This is a genomic window from Marinobacter sp. SS13-12 (genome assembly GCF_030227115.1).
Taxonomy (GTDB): Bacteria; Pseudomonadota; Gammaproteobacteria; order Pseudomonadales; family Oleiphilaceae; genus Marinobacter.
In genome coordinates this window covers 151801-169483 of sequence record NZ_JASSUA010000001.1, presented here as the reverse complement: position 1 = coordinate 169483, position 17683 = coordinate 151801, and the positions used below count along the sequence as shown (strand labels likewise).

Sequence of the window (17683 nt, the reverse complement as noted above, 5' to 3'; positions counted from 1 at the left end):
CGCCAGCGGGGCTGGCGGCATGTTTCGTCAGGCGGCTTTCAGGGTTTTCATGTCAATCACGAAGCGATACTTCACATCGCCTTTCTTCATGCGCTCGTAGGCTTCGTTGATGTTTTTGATATCGAGCATCTCCACGTCACAGGTGATGCCGTGCTCGGCGCAGAAATCCAGCACTTCCTGGGTTTCCGGCATGCCGCCAATCAGTGAGCCGCCCAGCACCCGGCGTTTCATCACCAGGGCGCCGGCCTGCAGTGCCGGGTCGACGGGCTCCAGCAGACCAACCAGGATGTGGGTGCCATCGTACTTCAGGCAGTTCAGGTACGGATTCAGGTCGTGCTGGACGGGTACCGTGTCCAGCATGAAGTCGAAGGTCTCCGCGGCCGCCTCCATCTGACGGTCATCGGTGGAGATGATGACATGGTCAGCGCCCTGTTTCTTCGCTTCGGACACCTTGGCTTCGGAGCGGGTAAAGATCGTCACTTCCGCGCCCAGCGCCTTGGCGAATTTCACGCCCATATGGCCAAGGCCGCCCATGCCGATCACGCCGACCTTGTCGCCGGCTTTTACACCGTAGTGGCGAAGGGGGGAATAGGTGGTGATGCCGGCGCAGAGGATGGGAGCGGCGGAGGCCGGGTCCAGTTTTTCCGGTACCTTGACCACGAAGCGCTCGCTGACGACCACCTTGTCGGAATAGCCGCCATAGGTAATGGAACCGTCGTGACGATCCACGCCGTTGTAGGTGCCGGTCATGCCGTCCAGGCAATACTGTTCAAGGCCGGATTCACAGGCCGAACAGCTGCGGCAGGAATCCACCATGCAGCCGACACCTACCATGTCACCCACCTTGTAGCTCTTCACCTCGGGCCCGACAGCGGTCACCCGGCCGATAATCTCATGGCCTGGTACCAAGGGGAATTCGGTCATGCCCCAGTCGTTCTGGGCAAAGTGGATGTCGGTGTGGCAGACACCGCAGTAGTCGATCTCTATGGAGACATCGTCCGGGCGCGGCTCGCGACGGTCGAAACTGAACGGGGCCAGCTTCGAGTCTGCGGATTTCGCCGCGTAGGCTTTTGTATTCGCCATGGTCAGTGTGTCCTTCTTTGCCAGTTAATGTTCGAGCGTATACGTAATGAATTCGGGTTTGATTCAGTATTTCAACCGTAAGCCCTTTTCATTAAAGGAATATCACGAACATTAATGGCGGTGGGTGTGGCGGTAGTCTGTCGGAGACTGGCCCATGACTTTCTTGAACAGGCGGGAGAAATAATAGTTGTCGTCGTACCCCAGCATATTGCTGATCTGGGTGAAGGAATGGTCCGTGGTGTCCAGCATCTGGCAGGCCTGCTCCACCTTCAGGTGCAGGAAATGCTGGATGGGAGACACTCCGGTCAGGGCCCGGTAACGGGTGGCGAAGTGGGCGGGCGAGAGACCGGTCAGGTCCGCCAGCTGGCCGAGGGTAATGCGTTCGTCCAGGTGTTCCCGCATGAAGTTGTGGATGATGTCCAGGTCCGGCTGCTGGGCGTGACTGGCCTCGCCAACGCTCAGGGGAACCGCTGCCAGTAATTGCCGCAAGCGGTTGGCCACGTGGACGAGGCCGGGGGTACGGAAGCCGGTTTGCCTCACCGATAACAAACCATTGAAGTCCACCAGCAACCTCGGCTGCCGCCCGATATGCTGGATGCGGATGTCATCGGTAAACCCCATATGCTGACGGAAATTTTCCGCCAGCGGGCCAGCGTAGTGCACCCAATGGATTGTCCATGGGTTCTCCGGCGCGGCGGTATATCGGTGGGCGGCTCCTGCAGGAATCAGTACCAGGTCGCCGGCCCGGACCACGCAGGGTTCGTCTTCGACACTGAGGTAGGCCTCGCCCTCCGTGCAGTGGATCAAAAGATCGTCGTTATGGTGTTCCCGGTGCATGTGATGGCCCGCGGCGCGGCGGTAGTGGCCAAAAGCCAGCGGGTACAGGTCACGGGTCAGGGGGTGCCGCGACAGGCTACGTATAACCGGGTCCGGGATGACATAACGGATACTGTCTGGTGGCACCGGCCATTGGGAGGTTCTGGTCATATTCGTTGGCTGCATTCCTAGTGTAACGAAAGATAATCCATCATGGTCGAAACTTAGTCAATCATGAAGCGACAGAGGGCTGTGCTAGGATCGATGACAACCTGAGGGTAAAGACCCCAATACCTACAACAATGACAGGGAACATCGCTATGAAAAACGTACCCCTTTATATCGCTGGTGAGTTCGTAGAAAGCCAGACTGACCAGTGGATTGACGTTACTGATCCAGCCACCAACGAAGTAATTGCCCGCGCGCCGTGCACCACTGCCGACGAAATGCGCCGTGCCATCGATAATGCCGGTGAGGTGTTCAAGGCCTGGAAAGAAACCCCGGTTTCCGAGCGTGCCCGGGTGATGATGCGTTACCAGGCACTGCTGAAAGAACACCACGACGAAATCGCCGAGATTCTGTCCAGTGAAACCGGTAAGACCTTCGAGGATGCCAAAGGCGACGTATGGCGTGGCATTGAGGTTGTCGAGCACGCGGCCAACATTCCGTCCCTGATGATGGGTGAGACTGTTGAGAACGTGGCCCGTGGAGTCGACACCTATTCCTACACCCAGCCCCTGGGCGTCTGCGCCGGTATCACCCCGTTCAACTTCCCGGCGATGATTCCGCTGTGGATGTTCCCCATGGCCATCGCCAGCGGCAACACGTTTATCCTCAAGCCGTCCGAGCAGGACCCGCTGACCCCGATGCGCCTGGCTGAACTGTTTGAGCAGGCCGGTGCACCCAAGGGTGTGCTGCAGGTAGTACATGGTGGCAAGGAACAGGTGGATGTGCTGCTGACCGATCCGGCCATCAAGGCGGTGTCCTTCGTCGGTTCCGTACCGGTGGGCCGTTATATCTATGAAACGGGTACCCGCAACATGAAGCGTGTACAAAGCTTCGCTGGTGCCAAGAACCACATGGTCGTTCTGCCGGATGCGGACAAGGATCAGGTGGTCAAGGCCCTGGTGGGCGCGTCGGTTGGTGCCGCCGGCCAGCGTTGCATGGCCATTTCCGTGGCGGTCTTTGTGGGCGAAGCCCAGGAGTGGATCCCGGAAGTGAAGGAAGCTCTGGCCGCAGCCAAGCCCGGCGCCTGGAACGATAAGTCGGCGAGCTACGGCCCCATCATCAGCCAAAAGGCGAAAGAGCGCGTTGAGTCGCTGATTACCCGCGGTGAGCAAGAAGGCGCCAACCTGCTGCTGGATGGCCGCAACTGCACCGTCGACGGCCTGCCGGACGGCAACTGGGTTGGCCCTACGCTGTTCTCGGGCGTCAAGGCGGATATGGATATCTACAAGGAAGAAATCTTTGGCCCGGTGCTGACCTGCATGGAAGTGGATACCCTGGCGGATGCCATCGCCCTGGTAAACGACAACCCTTACGGTAATGGCACCTCCATCTTTACCAACTCCGGTGGTGCGGCACGCCACTACCAGCATGAAATCGAAGTGGGCCAGGTGGGTATCAACGTACCCATTCCGGTACCTCTGCCGTTCTTCTCCTTCACCGGCTGGAAAGGCTCCTTCTACGGTGACCAGCATGCCTATGGCAAGCAGGCGGTGAAGTTCTACACCGAAACCAAGACCATCACGGCGCGTTGGTTCCATAGCGATGCAGTAGCCGAAACCAACTTCTCCATCCGCATGCAGTAAGGGGAAGTCATGAACTTTGATCTGACGGAAGATCAACTGGCCTTCCGTGAGGCTGCCAAAGCCTTTGCGGAAAAGGCCATGGCGCCCCACGCGGCGAAATGGGATGCGGACCATGTGTTTCCGGTAGAGGTGATCCGCGAAGCGGGCGAAATGGGCTTCTGTGGTATCTACACCCCGGAAGCCCAGGGCGGCATGGGGCTGTCACGGCTGGATACCAGCGTCATCGTGGAGGAGCTGGCTGCCGCCTGCCCTTCCACTGCCGCCTATATCACCATTCACAACATGGCCACCTGGATGGTGGCGCAATTCGGCAGCGCCGACATCCAGAAACAGATCGCCCCGAGAATGGCCAGTGGTGAATGGCTGGGCTCCTACTGCCTGACCGAACCGGGTGCCGGCTCCGATGCCGGAAACTTGCGCACCAAGGCCACCCTGGACGGCGACAGCTATCTGCTTAACGGCAGCAAGGTGTTTATCTCTGGCGCCGGCGCCACCCAGATGCTGGTGGTCATGGCCCGCACCGGCGCGCCGGACAGTGGCCCCAGGGGCATCAGTGCCTTCGTGGTGCCTGCCGACAGTGACGGTATCCACTACGGCAAGGCCGAGGAAAAGATGGGCTGGAACAGTCAGCCCACCCGCCAGATTACCTTCGAGAACGTTCGCGTGCCGGCCAACAACCGGCTCGGTGAGGAAGGCCAGGGCTTCATGATCGCCATGAAAGGGCTGGACGGCGGCCGCCTGAACATTGCCACCTGCTCTATCGGTGGCGCTCACGCAGCCTTGCTCCGTGCCCGTAATTACATGCACGAGCGTGAGCAGTTCGGCCAGGCCCTGGCGGGCTTCCAGGCGCTGCAGTTCAAGCTGGCGGACATGGCCACCAACCTGGTCGCCGCCCGGCAGATGGTCCGTCTGGCGGCCTACCGGCTGGATCAGGGTGACAATGAAGCCACCCTCCATTGCGCCATGGCCAAACGCTTTGCCACCGATGCCTGCTTTGATGTCTGCAACGAGGCGCTTCAGCTTCATGGTGGGTACGGCTACATCCGTGAATACCCGCTGGAGCGTTATGTCCGTGACCTGCGGGTGCACCAGATCCTGGAAGGCACCAACGAAATCATGCGGCTGATCGTGGCCCGCCGGCTACTTGAGCCCGGTGTGGCCGAGGCCATCCAATAACAAGGAAACTCTCATGAGCGAACTGATTCAGCTGGAAAAACGCGATCACACCGCGATTATCACCATCAACAATCCACCGGCCAATACCTGGACGCTGGAGTCCCTGAAGGCGCTGGAAGAGACCATCGCAGCGCTGAACGAAGACCTCAATATTTTCGCACTGGTGGTGACCGGCCAGGGCGAGAAGTTTTTCTCGGCCGGCGCCGATCTCAAGAGCTTCGCTGACGGTGATATCGCCAATGCCGATCTGATGGGCAAGGCCTTCGGCCGGGCCTTCAGTGCCCTGAGCCGTTTCCGTGGTGTGTCCATCGCGGCAGTCAACGGTTACGCCATGGGTGGTGGCCTGGAATGTGCCATGGCCTGCGATATCCGCATCGCCGAAGAACACGCCCAGATGGCCCTGCCGGAAGCCACCGTGGGGCTGCTGCCCTGTGCCGGTGGCACCCAGAACCTGCCCTGGCTGGTGGGCGAGGGCTGGGCCAAGCGAATGATTCTCTGCGGCGAACGCATCAAGGCCGACAAGGCGCTGAGCATTGGCTTGGTGGAAGAAGTGGTGCCAGCTGGCGCAGCTCTGGACAAGGCTCTGGAGCTGGCGCAGATGGCCAGCAAGCAGAGCCCCTCGTCTGTCGCCCGCTGCAAAACCCTGGTGATGAGCGCCCGCGATGGCCGCAGCCACGACGACGGCTGGCGCATGGAGCGGGAATTGTTTGTGGATCTGTTCCGCACCGAAGACCAGCGTGAAGGAGTGAATGCGTTCCTTGAAAAGCGCACGCCTGAATGGAAAAACCGATAAGAAGCACCGATAAACCGGGCCGGACTACTGAGTTAATGGTATGAGCAATCAAGCAGTCATTTTTGAAGAACTGGAAGCTGCCGGCGGCAAACGCATCGGTGTTGCGCGGCTGAACACACCTCGTTCCATGAACGCACTGTCGCTGGAAATGATCCATCTGCTGAAGCCCAGGCTGGACCAGTGGGCCGCGGACGACGCCGTTGGCGCAGTCTGGCTGGAAGGCGAGGGCGACAAGGCCCTGTGTGCCGGTGGCGACATTGTGGCGCTGTACCGGGATATGACCGAACCCCGGTCCGACAGTCGTGCCGCCAGTGAAGGGGATACGTTCTTTACCGACGAGTACGAACTGGACTACCAGATACACACCTACCCCAAGCCGTTTATCGTCTGGGGTAACGGCCTTGTCATTGGCGGTGGCCTGGGCCTGATGTCAGGCGGCTCTCACCGGGTGGTAACAGAACATACCCGCGTGGCAATGCCGGAAGTGAGCATTGGCCTGTATCCGGATGTGGGCGCAGGCTGGTTCCTCAATAAAATGCCGGGGCGCACCGGGTTGTTCCTGGGGCTGACCGGCGCCCGTATGAACGGCGCAGATGCCATCTTCACCGGGCTTGCGGACCGTTTTATTCGCCATGACATGCGCGACGAGGTCAAGCAGGCGCTGCAACAGTCCGACTTTGGCGACGAAGCCCATGGTGCTGTCAGTAAGGTATTGCGACGGTTCGAGGCAGGCTCCCGCGAGGCAGTGCCGCAATCCGTGGTGCGCGAGCACTTTGATGTGATCCAGGCGCTTACCGATGGCGATTCGTTAATGGAAGTGGTGGATAACCTGGGCCAGTACGCCGGCGAAGACCCGTGGCTGATCAAGGCGGTCAAGACCGTTGTGGCGGCGTCACCGGCTTCCATGACACTGACCTGGCTGCACTATCACAACACCTTGCATGACAGCCTGTCCCAGGTTTTCGACAAGGAGCTTCGGATATCAAAGCGCAGCCTGAAAATGGGTGAATTTGCAGAAGGCGTACGGGCATTGCTGATCGACAAGGATCTCAAGCCACGCTGGCATTTCCCCACACTGGAAAGCGTGGACCCTGAGTGGATCGACCGGTTCTTTATAGAGTCCTGACTGACACCGAACAGACCAAACCTGATCAAAAACGGAGAACAATAATATGGCGACTATCACGTTTATCGGTCTTGGCAACATGGGCGGACCCATGGCCTCCAATCTCGTCAAGGCAGGCCACAACCTGACGGTGTTTGATCTGTCCTCAGAGGCGGTCAAGGCACTCACCAGCGAAGGCGCGAAATCCGCGGCGACCATCCAGGAAGCGGTGGAAGGCGCCGAGGTGGTGATTTCCATGCTGCCAGCCGGCCAGCACGTGGAATCGGTTTACCTGGGTGACAATGGCCTGCTGAAAATCCTGCCGTCCAGCACGCTGGTGATCGACTCGTCGACCATCGCGCCGGAAACCGCAAAGGGCGTGGCCGAAGCCGCCGTTGCCGCTGGCATTACCTTTATGGACGCACCGGTGTCCGGGGGTGTCGGTGGTGCCAAAGCCGGTACTTTGACGTTTATCTGCGGTGGCGAGGCAGATGCCTTCGAGCGTGCCAGGCCCATTCTTGATGGCATGGCCAAGAACATCTTTCATGCCGGCCCTCACGGCGCCGGCCAGATTGCCAAGATCTGCAACAACATGCTGCTGGCCATCCTGATGAGCGGCACCAGCGAGGCCCTGGCCCTGGGTGTCAAGAACGGGCTGGACCCTGCCGTGCTCTCGGAAATCATGAAGCAGAGCTCTGGCGGCAACTGGGCGTTGAACGTCTACAATCCCTGGCCGGGTGTGATGGAAGGCGTACCGGCTTCACGCAATTACGAAGGTGGTTTCCTGGTTGACCTGATGAACAAGGATCTGGGCCTGGCCTTCGACAACGCCGTCAAGAATCACGCGCCCATTCCCATGGGTTCGCTGGCCCGTAACCTGTTTGAGCTGCATGCCGGTGAGGGTAACGGTGGGCTGGATTTCTCCAGCATCCAGAAATTCTATTACCGCGGGCAAAGCTGAGCAGGCAGCGCCTTCGGAATCTGAGGAGCGGGGGTTTTCGCCCATGCCGTCAGGTTCTGAAGGCGTTTATTTCCAGCTTAAAGTTTACCTTTACGTAAACTATAGCCTGTGCTAAACATTGAGAACAGAAATCGTCCACAACAATAAAAGGACTGGACTATGAGCCTCCCGGAATACCAATCAGTCTATGACAATTTCGATCCCGCCAGTCTTGAAGCGGAGATCCTGGAGGGCAGCCTGGATGCCGGCCTGAACGTCTGCACGGAGATCTGTGACAAGTGGGCGGACGACCCCCAGCGCGTTGCCCTGTATTACGAAAAAGCGGACGGCGGCTCGGGCAAGCTCACCTTTGCCGAGCTGAAAGAACAATCCGCCCGGTTTGCGAATTACCTGACGTCCCGGGGCATCGGCAAAGGCGACCGGGTTGCTGCCCTGTTGCCCCGCAGCCCGGAGCTGCTCATCGTCATCGCCGGTACCCTGAGGGCCGGCGCTGTCTACCAGCCTCTGTTCACCGCCTTTGGCCCCGGCGCTATTGAATACCGCTTCGAGCGGGCCAGCACAAAGCTGGTGGTCACTGATCCCGTCAACTACCCCAAACTGATTGAAGTGAAGGACTGTGCACCGGTGGTATGTGTCAACGCCGCCGAAGTGAGTGGTGACATCCCGGACTTTGACAAGACTCTGGCAGACCAGTCAGCGGAGTTTGAGCCAGTACTGATCAAGGGCAGTGATCCGTTCCTGCAAATGTTCACCTCGGGCACCGTGGGCAAGTCCAAGGGTGTGGCGGTGCCGGCCAAGGCGCTTTTGGCGTTCTATGTGTACATGAAGTACGCCATCGATTTGCGGGACGATGACGTGTTCTGGAACGTGGCTGATCCGGGCTGGGCTTACGGCCTTTATTACGCGGTGATTGGTCCGCTGCTGATGGGGCACGCGACCCACTTCAATCCGGGTGCTTTTACCCCGGAAACGACCTACGACATGATCCGCAAGTACAAGATTACCAACCTGGCGGCGGCACCCACCGCCTACCGGCTGCTGAAGGCCAATGACCATGTGCTGCCCGAGGGTGAAAACCTCGGCCTGAGGGTGGCCAGCAGTGCCGGCGAGCCGCTGAACCCGGAAGTAGTGAACTGGATCGAGCGGCGCCACTTCTGCCCGGTCAAAGACCACTACGGCCAGACTGAAACCGGTATGACCTGTTGCAACTTCCATGGCCTTGAGCATCCGGTGCGCCCGGGCTCCATGGGCTATTCCTCACCCGGCCACAAAGTCGTCGCCCTGAACGAGAAGAACCAGGAAGTGGGCGAGGGTGAAATCGGCCAGTTGGCGGTGGATGTGAAAGCTTCCCCTCTGTTCCACTTCGATGGCTACACGTGGGGCGAGAAAGACCCGTTTGTGAACGGCTATTACCTCACCGGCGATATGGTGGTGAATCACGGGGGTGGCTGTTTCTCCTTCAGCGGCCGCGATGATGACATCATCACCACCGCCGGTTACCGCGTCGGCCCGGCAGACGTGGAAAGCACACTGCTGGAGCACAAGGCGGTTGCCGAATCCGGTGTGGTGGCCAAGCCTGATGAAAAGCGGGGCTCCATCATCAAGGCCTATGTGGTCATCAAAGGTGACCAGCAGCCGGAGAACGAAGACGCCCTGAAGGATGAGCTGCAGGAGCTGGTGCGCCACCGACTGTCCGCCCACGCCTACCCGCGGGAAATCGAATTCGTGGATGAGCTGCCGAAGACCCCCAGTGGCAAGATCCAGCGCTTTGTTCTGCGTAACCAGGCGAAAGAAGAGAAGCACTGATGATTGTTACCTTCGAGGAGCTGCAGGCCTTCCTCGCCGACCAGTTTCCCCAGGGTGCCCGTTACGGCAGCCTGGAGAAGCTGGGCGACGGCTGGGCCGAAATGAAGCTGGATGTGGACGACGAGCACCTGCGCCCCGGTGGCACCGTTGCCGGCCCCGCGATGATGGGGCTGGCAGACGTCGCCCTTTACGCCGCTCTGCTGGGAAAAATAGGCCTGGTGCCATTGGCGGTGACCAGCAACCTGAATATCAATTTCCTGCGCAAGCCGGTGGCCCATAGCCCCATTCGGGCGCAGGCAAGAATGCTGAGAATTGGCAAGGCCAGCGGCGTGGGCGAGGTTTATATCTACTCAGATGGCCTGGAAGACCCGGTGGCCCATGCCACCATCACCTATGCCATTCCGGCCAAGCGGTGATGGCATGAATGTCAGTGACATCTCTGTCCCGCTGGGGGATGGGGCCAGGGTTCAGGTGCAGCGGCTGAGCCACGAAAACAGCTCCGGACCGGTACTGGTTTTCCTGCACGAATCCCTGGGCAATATCGCCCTGTGGAAACAGTTCCCCCGCCGGCTCGCGGAGGCCACAGGCCTGGACGCGCTGGTCTATGAGCGCCAGGGCTATGGCGCCTCCAGTGACGAGCCATTGCCACGCCCCTACGACTACCTGGAGCAGGAAGGCGCCGTGTGGCTGCCCCGGCTGCTGGATGCGCTGGAAATCGACAAGGTCATTCTGGTGGGTCACAGCGACGGTGGTTCCATAGCCCTGATTGCGGCGGCAGAGCTGGGCACAAGAGTAAAAGGGTTGATCACCATGGCCGCCCATACCTGGGCGGATCACCTGACCCTGGCGGGCATTCGCGACATGGGGCAGCGTTATAGGGAAGAGGGCATTCGCGAAAAACTGATGCGCCACCATGGCGAACGCACGGATTCGCTCTTCAACGCCTGGCAGGAGGTGTGGCTGGATGAGGGCTTTCAACAATCACTGAATTTTGCGCCCTGGCTGGACGCCATCCAATGCCCGGCTATGATCATTCAGGGGGATGACGACGAATATGGGGTTCCCGAGCAGGTGACCCGCATCGTGGAGGGCATTGGAAGCGGGGCAACCCCGGTTTTCATGCCCGAAACCGGTCACTCTCCGCATTTGCAGCAGCCCGACCGGGTGCTGTCGCTGATATGCGACTTTTTGCGAATAGAGATTGACCAAAAAAGTGCGATTTACGGTTGACGTTTACGTAGACGTCAATCTACTCTGTAGTTAGTATAAATGCACAACAATAACAAAAGGTAGAATGGCTCATGAGTGACCCGTTCGTTCTGGAGACCCAAAACCTCGTCAAAGAGTTCAAGGGCTTTGTTGCGGTCAATGACGTCAACCTGAAGGTGCAGCGTGGCCACATCCATGCGCTTATCGGACCCAACGGTGCGGGCAAGACCACCGTATTCAATCTCCTCACCAAGTTCCTTATTCCTACCCGCGGCAAGATCCTGTTCAAGGGGATGGATATCACGTCCATGAAGTCCGCTGCCATTGCCCGCGAGGGTGTGGTGCGTTCCTTCCAGATTTCCGCCGTGTTCCCCCACATGACCGCACTGGAAAACATTCGTGTGGCTCTGCAGAGCTTCGAAGGACACTCCTTCCGGTTCTGGAAGTCCGGCGAGTCCCTGAACAAACTCAATGACCGCTGCATGGAACTGCTGGACAGCGTGGGCCTGACCGAATTTGCCAACACCACTACCGTAGAGCTGGCCTATGGCCGCAAGCGCGCGCTTGAGCTGGCGACGACGCTGGCCATGGAGCCGGAACTGATGCTGCTGGACGAGCCCACCCAGGGCATGGGTAGCGAAGACGTGGAGCAGGTGGTGGAACTGGTGCGCAAGGCCGCCCAGGGCCGCACGGTGCTGATGGTAGAGCACAACCTGGGGGTGGTCAGCAAACTCTGTGACCGGGTCACCGTGCTGGCCCAGGGCTCGGTGCTGACCGAAGGCGATTACCAGGACGTGTCCGACGATCCCCGGGTCCGTGAGGTGTACATGGGTGGTACCGCGACCAAGAAGCAGGAGACAGCGGAATGAGCCCGACCCCCCACAAAGAATACGAACAGCTACGCATCTCCGGGCTTCACGCGTTTTATGGCGAGTCCCACATCCTCCATGGCATTGATCTGGAGGTTAAGCGTGGCGAGCTGGTGACCCTGCTGGGCCGTAACGGTGCCGGCCGCAGTACAACCCTGAAAGCCATCATGAATATGGTGGGCCGGCGCACCGGCTCCATCATGATCAACGGTGAGGAGACCATGTCCTGTGCGCCTCACCACATAGCAAGGTTGGGAGTCGGGTATTGCCCCGAACACCGGGGCATTTTTTCCGGGCTTAATGTCATGGAGAACCTGACACTCCCTCCGGTAGTAAGAAGCGGCGGTATGGGGCTGGAAGAAATCTTCTCCATGTTCCCGAACCTTTACGAGCGCCGCACCAGCCAGGGTTCCAAGCTCTCTGGTGGAGAGCAGCAGATGCTGGCGATGGCCCGGATACTGAGAACCGGCGCCAACATGCTGCTGCTTGATGAGATTACCGAGGGCCTGGCCCCGGTCATCGTCGAGAAGTTGGGCGAGGTGCTGATTCATCTCAAGGAGAAGGGTCTGACGATTGTCCTGGTAGAACAGAATTTTCATTTCGCCGCACCCCTGGCGGACCGTCATTACGTGATGGAACACGGCCAGATTGTGGAGGAGATCAGCGCCGACGAGCTTGAGAGCAAGCAGTCGATGCTGGATAGATACCTGGGCGTTTAATGTCCGGGTTCGAGAGTGCAACAAAAGCAACAAGAAAGAATCCCGAAAACCAACGCAAAGACAGTAGCGGAGAAACAACAATGACAATTACCAAAAAGCTTCTGACCTCAGCGGTTGCCTCAGCCCTTCTTGTGGGCGGTGCCCAGGCTGAGATATCCGATAACACCGTAAAGATCGGCTACCTGGCCGATATGTCCGGTACCTACCGTGACCTGGCCGGCCCGAATGGCCTGAAAGCACTTGAAATGGCCATTGCCGATTTTGGTGGCAGTGTTAACGGCGCAAAAATTGAGGTTGTCAGTGCCGATGACCGCAACAGCCCGGACTCGTCTTCAAGCACGGTTCGCCGCTGGGTTGAGAACGAAGACGTGGACCTGGTGGCAGGCCTGGTTGCATCCTCGGTCACTATCGCCGTAAGCAACATCCTGGAAGAAAACAACAAGCTGGGTATCGTTTCCGGCTCTGCTGCTTCCAGCATCACCAACGAGCACTGTACCCCCAACCACATCCATTATGTGTATGACACCTATCCGCTGGCCAACGGTACCGCCAGCGCTGTGGTGAAAGAAGGTGGCAAAACCTGGTTTATCCTGACCGCTGATTACGCCTTCGGCCATGCCCTGGAAGGTGACGTAACCCGCGTGGTGGAAGAAAACGGCGGCGAAGTCATCCAGACTGTTCGTCATCCGTTCCCGACATCCGACTTCTCGTCCTTTATCCTGCAGGCGCAGTCATCCGGTGCTGATGTGGTTGCCCTGGCTAACGCCGGTGCAGATACCACCAATGCCATCACCACCGCCGGTGAATTCGGCCTGACCCAATCCGGCCAGACCCTTGCAGCCCTGTTGCTGTTCCTGACTGACGTGCATGCACTGGGCGCCCAGAGTGCTCAGGGTATCCAGCTGACTACCGGCTGGTACTGGGATATGAACGACGAAACCCGTGAATGGTCTGACCGTTTCATGGACGAAACCGGCGTTCGCCCGACCATGGTCCATGCAGGTATCTACTCCAGCACCATCCAGTATCTGAACGCCGTCAAGGCCACCGGATCCGACGATTCCCAGACCGTACGCAAGCAGATGATGGATACACCCATCAACGACATGTTTGCCAAGAATGGCGTCATTCGTGAGGACGGCCGCATGGTGCATGACATGTACCTGGCGGAAGTAAAGACCCCTGAGGAATCCGAGAACGAATGGGACCTTTACAAGATCGTGCGTACCATTCCGGGGGACGAGGCTTATCGTCCGCTGTCCGAGAGCAAGTGCAAGCTCGTCACTCAAAACTGATGTACTGACCGACTGGGCCGTCCCGCACGCAGTTCCTGCGGGGCGGCCACTGACCTGCAGCCACGCAATTCGCCTGTGTAAGTTGAGCATTGCGCTGCTTTTGGAGTTTGTAACATGACCGAGATTCTGGGAGTCCCCGTGGCTGTGCTGTCTGGCCAGTTAATGCTCGGGATTATCAATGGTTCCTTCTACGCCCTGTTGAGTCTGGGGCTGGCGGTCATATTCGGCCTGCTGAAAATCATCAATTTTGCCCATGGCGCCATGTACATGCTCGGCGCCATGGGCACAGTGCTCCTGTTTGATGCCTTCGGGGTCAACTACTGGGTTGCCCTGTTCCTGGCACCGGTGATAGTTGGCTGCTTTGGTATCGTGCTGGAGTATTTCCTGTTGCGGCGCATTGCCGGCCAGGACCATATCTACAGCCTGCTTCTGACTTTCGGTATTGCCCTTATTCTCCAGGGTGTGCTGACCAATATTTACGGCGTTTCCGGCCTGCGTTACTCCATGCCGGAAGTGTTCAGGGGCGGCATGAACCTCGGGTTCATGTTCCTTCCCTACTATCGTGCCTGGGTGATCGTGGCCGCCCTGCTGGTGTGTTTCGGTACCTGGTTCATGATTGAAAAAACCCGGCTTGGCTCCTACCTGCGGGCCGGCACGGAAGATTCCCAACTGATGCAGGGGTTCGGCATCAACGTGCCACTGCTGATCAGCCTGACCTATGGCTTCGGCGTTATGCTGGCCGCCTTTGCCGGTGCCCTCGCGGCGCCCATCTACTCGGTATCCCCGGTGATGGGTTCCAACATACTCATCGTGGTGTTCGCCGTGGTGGTGATCGGTGGCATGGGCTCCATTGCCGGTGCCGTGATCACCGGCCTGATGATGGGGGTTGTGGAAGGCTTTACCAAAGTGTTCTACCCGGAAGGGTCAGCAGCCGTGATCTTCCTGGTGATGGTGGTTGTTCTTTTGATTCGGCCATCGGGCCTGTTCGGTAAGGAGGCGTAATCATGGCGACCACAACTACCCAGACTGATATTCAGCAAAGTATTGTCAAACAACAGAAATCAGAACAACGCAAGAAGCAGATCCTCAATCTGGTGTTGCTGGTACTGCTCCTGCTGGCACCGGCGGTCCTGTACCCGGTGTTCCTGATGAAAATCCTGTGCTTCGCCCTGTTCGCGGTGGCATTGAACCTTCTGCTTGGTTATACCGGCCTGTTGTCTTTCGGGCACGCCGCGTTCCTGGCGGCCGGCTCTTACACCACCGGCTACCTGCTATCGAGCTTCCCCGCGCTGACCACGGAAATGGGCATTGTCGTGGGCACAGCGGCGTCATTGTTGCTTGGCCTGGGGTTTGGTCTTGTGGCCATACGTCGACAGGGCATCTACTTCGCGATGATCACCCTGGCCCTGGCGCAACTGGTCTATTTCTTCTTCGTGCAGGCCCCCTTCACCGGTGGCGAGGACGGTATGCACGGGGTTCCCCGAGGCTACCTGTTCGGCATGGTGGACCTGAGTGACAACAACGCCATGTACTACTTTGTGCTGGCGGTGTTTCTGGCCGGTTACCTGCTGGTTCAGCGCATCGTTGGCTCGCCGTTCGGCCAGGTGCTCAAGGCGATCAAGCAGAACGAACCAAGGGCGGTATCCCTGGGATACAATGTGGACCGCTACAAACTGCTGGCCTTCGTGCTTTCCGCCGGCCTTGCCGGCCTGGCCGGTTCGGTGAAAACCGTGGTATTCCAGCTGGCATCCCTTAACGACGCCCACTGGCACATGTCCGGCGAGGTCATCCTCATGACACTGTTGGGCGGCACTGGCACCCTCCTGGGTCCGGTGGTGGGCGCTGGCTTCGTGGTGACGCTGGAGTACCAGCTTTCCCAAGGGCCGCTGGGCGACTGGGTTGATCCCATTCTGGGCGCCATCTTCGTATTGACGGTAATGGCTTTCCGCTCCGGTATTGTGGGGGAGATCCAGAACTTTATGCGGAAGAATATGAGTTGACCGGGGCTCTGCCCCCGGTGACCTTTACTCCTCAGCCGCCCAACTGCCATACCCCAGCTCCATAACCCTGGCCACTTCCTCCTCCGGTATGGCAGCGAGATCACCCAGCTCCAGGGTGTCGTAGTGGAAGGCATACAGCCGTGAGGTGAATTCCGCGATGGGCAAGGAGGCCTCACCGCGAATTTCACCGTTTCCCCGTGTTGCGCAGGTAATGCCCTGGCCCCAGTCCTGGCCGCTGTCGTTGTTGGGGTTAAAAAAGTACACCCGCATCTCGTTGGTTGGGCTTAGGGCTACCCGCTGTATGGTAATGGCGTGGCGCCCGACAAAGCGGGCGGCGCTGTCGGTTACGGCAATTCCAGCTGGCTGGGGGTGAACGATCGGCAGGTTACCGTTGTAGTAGGGGTGGTAGCCGGCATAAAAGTGGCGAACAAAGTCGTCATAGTCCTTCACTTCACCGGTATGGATGTCCGCCACTACCTTGAAACCATGGCTGACCCACCAGCCATAGAATTCCGGGTTGATCCAGCGGTGGGCGTCATCGTCCCGGTCCTCACAACGGCGCCACATCTCGCCGTAGATGCGGTCCAGGTGGGGAATCAGAATCAGGGAAACCGGGTCTACATCCACCGGTGCTTCCTTGACCAGCCCCGGCTCCAGGTTCCTGGACGACACTTCCCAGCCCTCGAATCGACCCAGTACTTCATTGTCCCGGGCGGCCCAGGCCAGCACCTGGAGCAGGTAATCTGCCTCGTTGGCCGCCCACATGGACAACCCGATGGCCGACTGGCAACTGGGATTGTTGCCCTGGCCCACGCCCAGTGGCTGTCCAAGCAGGTTCAGCACACCGGCCAGCAGGAACACCCGGGGAGGTACGGCATCGCCGAACACTTCTGTCAGGGCCTGTTCGGTTTCCACCGAGAGTTTGAGCTTGATCTGTCGCCAGAGCGCCTGGGCAACCGCCGGGGTAAACAGTGAACCACGTTCCAGCATCATGGTGAGGCCGTAGACCGCCTGGCAGGTATCCGGGTAGATGGCTTCGTCGATCAGGGAATGAACCAGCTGGCTGTAACAATAGAGGTCATCCAGACCAGTCATGGTCAGCCCCAGGGCTTTGGGGATCAATTCGTCTTCATTACTGGTGCGAAGAAACCGCAGAAAAACGGCATGATAGGGCGATGCCAGCCCGGTGTCGTGCATATTACGGGCGAATTCCTTGGCCTCCACCGAAAGCGCTTCGTCCTCCATCTTGGCCAGGCGTAGTTGGTAAACATCCAGGCCGGGGTCTTCCTTGCTGCCGGGAGTGGGGGCGAACAGGGCTCGTACCAGGCGGGTGGCAGCCGCAGTGCCGGTGGTCTCAAGGTCCGGGTCGTACAGGCATTTGGCGATCTGGCCGATCATGTCGCAGATGCTGTCCACCTGTACCGGCCCCTGCTCCAGGAGCCGCCATACTTCAGCTACCAGGCTGTCCAGCAGACTTTCGTAGCCAAGGTGGGAAATCAGGTACTGGTAAAGGCCCTGTACGACGGTGCCGAGCTCCTTCGGCCGCTCACGGTCAGCTTCGGTGAGCGTGCCGGAAAGCAGATCCAGGTTCAGGGCCATGACCTGGGTGAGGAAGTGCCGGGCCTGCTCCGAGGAAATGCCGCGGTGAAAGTAGTCGCCACGAACCACCGCCAGCAAGCGGATTTCGCTGATCGCCTCCACAACCGTGGTTACAGCGCCTGCTTCGCGCAATGAATGCTTCGCCAGGGCGGGCTGGAGGATGGCCGGTGTAGACCAGTCGCTGGTGCCGAAAATGCCTGCTGATTCCAACGCACCAACCCGACGGTACAGCACATCAAAGCCGTCCGGCATTGTCATCAGCAGTCGTGCCCGCTCCAGCAGGTTGAGGCTGGACGCCTGTGAAGAAACGCGCCGGGCGCGGGCAAAATCCGCGAGGGCCGCATCAAATTGCATGGAGGCCTTGGCGATATTCAATAGTCAGCTCCTGTTGTGTTATTCCGCATTTTTCTGGACAGGCGAGAGCGCCAACATTGGCAGTGT

Annotated in this window: 16 protein-coding genes; 13 read left to right on the top strand and 3 right to left on the bottom strand. The window is 59.0% G+C overall.

Going from position 1 to position 17683, the window contains the following annotated elements; translation table 11 throughout:
- Nucleotides 1–27 precede the first annotated feature (27 nt).
- Together QPL94_RS00845 and QPL94_RS00840 are read right to left on the bottom strand one after the other, a co-directional pair.
- Nucleotides 28–1083 carry an NAD(P)-dependent alcohol dehydrogenase gene (locus tag QPL94_RS00845; protein ID WP_285354889.1) on the bottom strand — a complete coding sequence of 352 codons (1056 nt, stop codon included), beginning with the start codon at nt 1081–1083 and terminating at the stop codon, nt 28–30.
- A gap of 111 nt (nt 1084–1194) precedes the next feature.
- Complete coding sequence (locus QPL94_RS00840) at nt 1195–2070, bottom strand: AraC family transcriptional regulator (RefSeq protein WP_285354888.1); 876 nt, start codon at nt 2068–2070, stop codon at nt 1195–1197.
- A 149-nt stretch (nt 2071–2219) separates the two neighbouring features.
- On the opposite strand from QPL94_RS00840, the gene QPL94_RS00835 reads away from it, so the two are divergent.
- From QPL94_RS00835 to QPL94_RS00775, 13 genes are all read left to right on the top strand, one after another.
- Complete coding sequence (locus tag QPL94_RS00835) at nt 2220–3710, top strand: CoA-acylating methylmalonate-semialdehyde dehydrogenase (RefSeq protein ID WP_285354886.1); 1491 nt, start codon at nt 2220–2222, stop codon at nt 3708–3710.
- 9 nt (nt 3711–3719) lie between these two features.
- Nucleotides 3720–4886: an acyl-CoA dehydrogenase family protein gene (locus tag QPL94_RS00830; protein ID WP_285354885.1), complete on the top strand. Its 1167-nt coding sequence runs from the start codon at nt 3720–3722 to the stop codon at nt 4884–4886.
- Between the two features lie 13 nt (nt 4887–4899).
- Entirely contained in the window at nt 4900–5679 is a 780-nt protein-coding gene (locus QPL94_RS00825) for an enoyl-CoA hydratase (RefSeq protein WP_285354884.1), read from the top strand.
- Nucleotides 5680–5719: 40 nt separating this feature from the next.
- Entirely contained in the window at nt 5720–6805 is a 1086-nt protein-coding gene (locus QPL94_RS00820) for an enoyl-CoA hydratase/isomerase family protein (protein ID WP_285354883.1), read from the top strand.
- A 46-nt stretch (nt 6806–6851) separates the two neighbouring features.
- Nucleotides 6852–7745 carry a 3-hydroxyisobutyrate dehydrogenase gene (gene mmsB, locus QPL94_RS00815; protein ID WP_137436852.1) on the top strand — a complete coding sequence of 298 codons (894 nt, stop codon included), beginning with the start codon at nt 6852–6854 and terminating at the stop codon, nt 7743–7745.
- Between the two features lie 159 nt (nt 7746–7904).
- Entirely contained in the window at nt 7905–9551 is a 1647-nt protein-coding gene (locus tag QPL94_RS00810; RefSeq protein ID WP_285354882.1) for an AMP-binding protein, read from the top strand.
- Nucleotides 9551–9967, top strand: a complete 417-nt coding sequence (locus QPL94_RS00805; protein ID WP_285354881.1) for a PaaI family thioesterase — start codon at nt 9551–9553, stop codon at nt 9965–9967. Before QPL94_RS00810 ends, QPL94_RS00805 begins: the two co-directional genes overlap by 1 nt.
- The gene (locus tag QPL94_RS00800) at nt 9930–10781 is read left to right on the top strand and encodes an alpha/beta fold hydrolase (RefSeq protein ID WP_285354880.1); all 852 of its coding nucleotides are present in this window, start codon (nt 9930–9932) and stop codon (nt 10779–10781) included. Before QPL94_RS00805 ends, QPL94_RS00800 begins: the two co-directional genes overlap by 38 nt.
- Before the next feature lie 71 nt (nt 10782–10852).
- Complete coding sequence (locus tag QPL94_RS00795; RefSeq protein ID WP_285354879.1) at nt 10853–11629, top strand: ABC transporter ATP-binding protein; 777 nt, start codon at nt 10853–10855, stop codon at nt 11627–11629.
- The gene (locus QPL94_RS00790; protein WP_137436856.1) at nt 11626–12348 is read left to right on the top strand and encodes an ABC transporter ATP-binding protein; all 723 of its coding nucleotides are present in this window, start codon (nt 11626–11628) and stop codon (nt 12346–12348) included. Before QPL94_RS00795 ends, QPL94_RS00790 begins: the two co-directional genes overlap by 4 nt.
- Before the next feature lie 80 nt (nt 12349–12428).
- The gene (locus tag QPL94_RS00785) at nt 12429–13643 is read left to right on the top strand and encodes an ABC transporter substrate-binding protein (protein ID WP_285354878.1); all 1215 of its coding nucleotides are present in this window, start codon (nt 12429–12431) and stop codon (nt 13641–13643) included.
- A gap of 114 nt (nt 13644–13757) precedes the next feature.
- Nucleotides 13758–14645 carry a branched-chain amino acid ABC transporter permease gene (locus QPL94_RS00780; RefSeq protein WP_285354877.1) on the top strand — a complete coding sequence of 296 codons (888 nt, stop codon included), beginning with the start codon at nt 13758–13760 and terminating at the stop codon, nt 14643–14645.
- Between the two features lie 2 nt (nt 14646–14647).
- Nucleotides 14648–15643, top strand: coding sequence for a branched-chain amino acid ABC transporter permease (locus QPL94_RS00775; RefSeq protein WP_285354876.1), 996 nt, complete (start codon nt 14648–14650; stop codon nt 15641–15643).
- Between the two features lie 24 nt (nt 15644–15667).
- Here the strand turns inward: QPL94_RS00775 and QPL94_RS00770 are convergent, their stop codons facing one another.
- Nucleotides 15668–17596 carry a hypothetical protein gene (locus QPL94_RS00770; RefSeq protein WP_502881528.1) on the bottom strand — a complete coding sequence of 643 codons (1929 nt, stop codon included), beginning with the start codon at nt 17594–17596 and terminating at the stop codon, nt 15668–15670.
- Nucleotides 17597–17683: the final 87 nt, after the last annotated feature.

Bases quoted from the DNA above. Each gene is read 5' to 3' on its own strand.
- QPL94_RS00795 (WP_285354879.1), top strand. From the start codon at position 10,853: ATGAGTGACCCGTTCGTTCTGGAGACCCAAAACCTCGTCAAAGAGTTC.
- QPL94_RS00770 (WP_502881528.1), bottom strand. From the start codon at position 17,596: ATGCAATTTGATGCGGCCCTCGCGGATTTTGCCCGCGCCCGGCGCGTT.
- QPL94_RS00805 (WP_285354881.1), top strand. From the start codon at position 9,551: ATGATTGTTACCTTCGAGGAGCTGCAGGCCTTCCTCGCCGACCAGTTT.
- QPL94_RS00820 (WP_285354883.1), top strand. From the start codon at position 5,720: ATGAGCAATCAAGCAGTCATTTTTGAAGAACTGGAAGCTGCCGGCGGC.
- QPL94_RS00830 (WP_285354885.1), top strand. From the start codon at position 3,720: ATGAACTTTGATCTGACGGAAGATCAACTGGCCTTCCGTGAGGCTGCC.
- QPL94_RS00825 (WP_285354884.1), top strand. From the start codon at position 4,900: ATGAGCGAACTGATTCAGCTGGAAAAACGCGATCACACCGCGATTATC.
- QPL94_RS00775 (WP_285354876.1), top strand. From the start codon at position 14,648: ATGGCGACCACAACTACCCAGACTGATATTCAGCAAAGTATTGTCAAA.
- QPL94_RS00780 (WP_285354877.1), top strand. From the start codon at position 13,758: ATGACCGAGATTCTGGGAGTCCCCGTGGCTGTGCTGTCTGGCCAGTTA.
- QPL94_RS00840 (WP_285354888.1), bottom strand. From the start codon at position 2,070: ATGACCAGAACCTCCCAATGGCCGGTGCCACCAGACAGTATCCGTTAT.
- QPL94_RS00835 (WP_285354886.1), top strand. From the start codon at position 2,220: ATGAAAAACGTACCCCTTTATATCGCTGGTGAGTTCGTAGAAAGCCAG.
- QPL94_RS00790 (WP_137436856.1), top strand. From the start codon at position 11,626: ATGAGCCCGACCCCCCACAAAGAATACGAACAGCTACGCATCTCCGGG.
- QPL94_RS00845 (WP_285354889.1), bottom strand. From the start codon at position 1,083: ATGGCGAATACAAAAGCCTACGCGGCGAAATCCGCAGACTCGAAGCTG.
- mmsB (WP_137436852.1), top strand. From the start codon at position 6,852: ATGGCGACTATCACGTTTATCGGTCTTGGCAACATGGGCGGACCCATG.
- QPL94_RS00785 (WP_285354878.1), top strand. From the start codon at position 12,429: ATGACAATTACCAAAAAGCTTCTGACCTCAGCGGTTGCCTCAGCCCTT.
- QPL94_RS00810 (WP_285354882.1), top strand. From the start codon at position 7,905: ATGAGCCTCCCGGAATACCAATCAGTCTATGACAATTTCGATCCCGCC.
- QPL94_RS00800 (WP_285354880.1), top strand. From the start codon at position 9,930: ATGCCACCATCACCTATGCCATTCCGGCCAAGCGGTGATGGCATGAAT.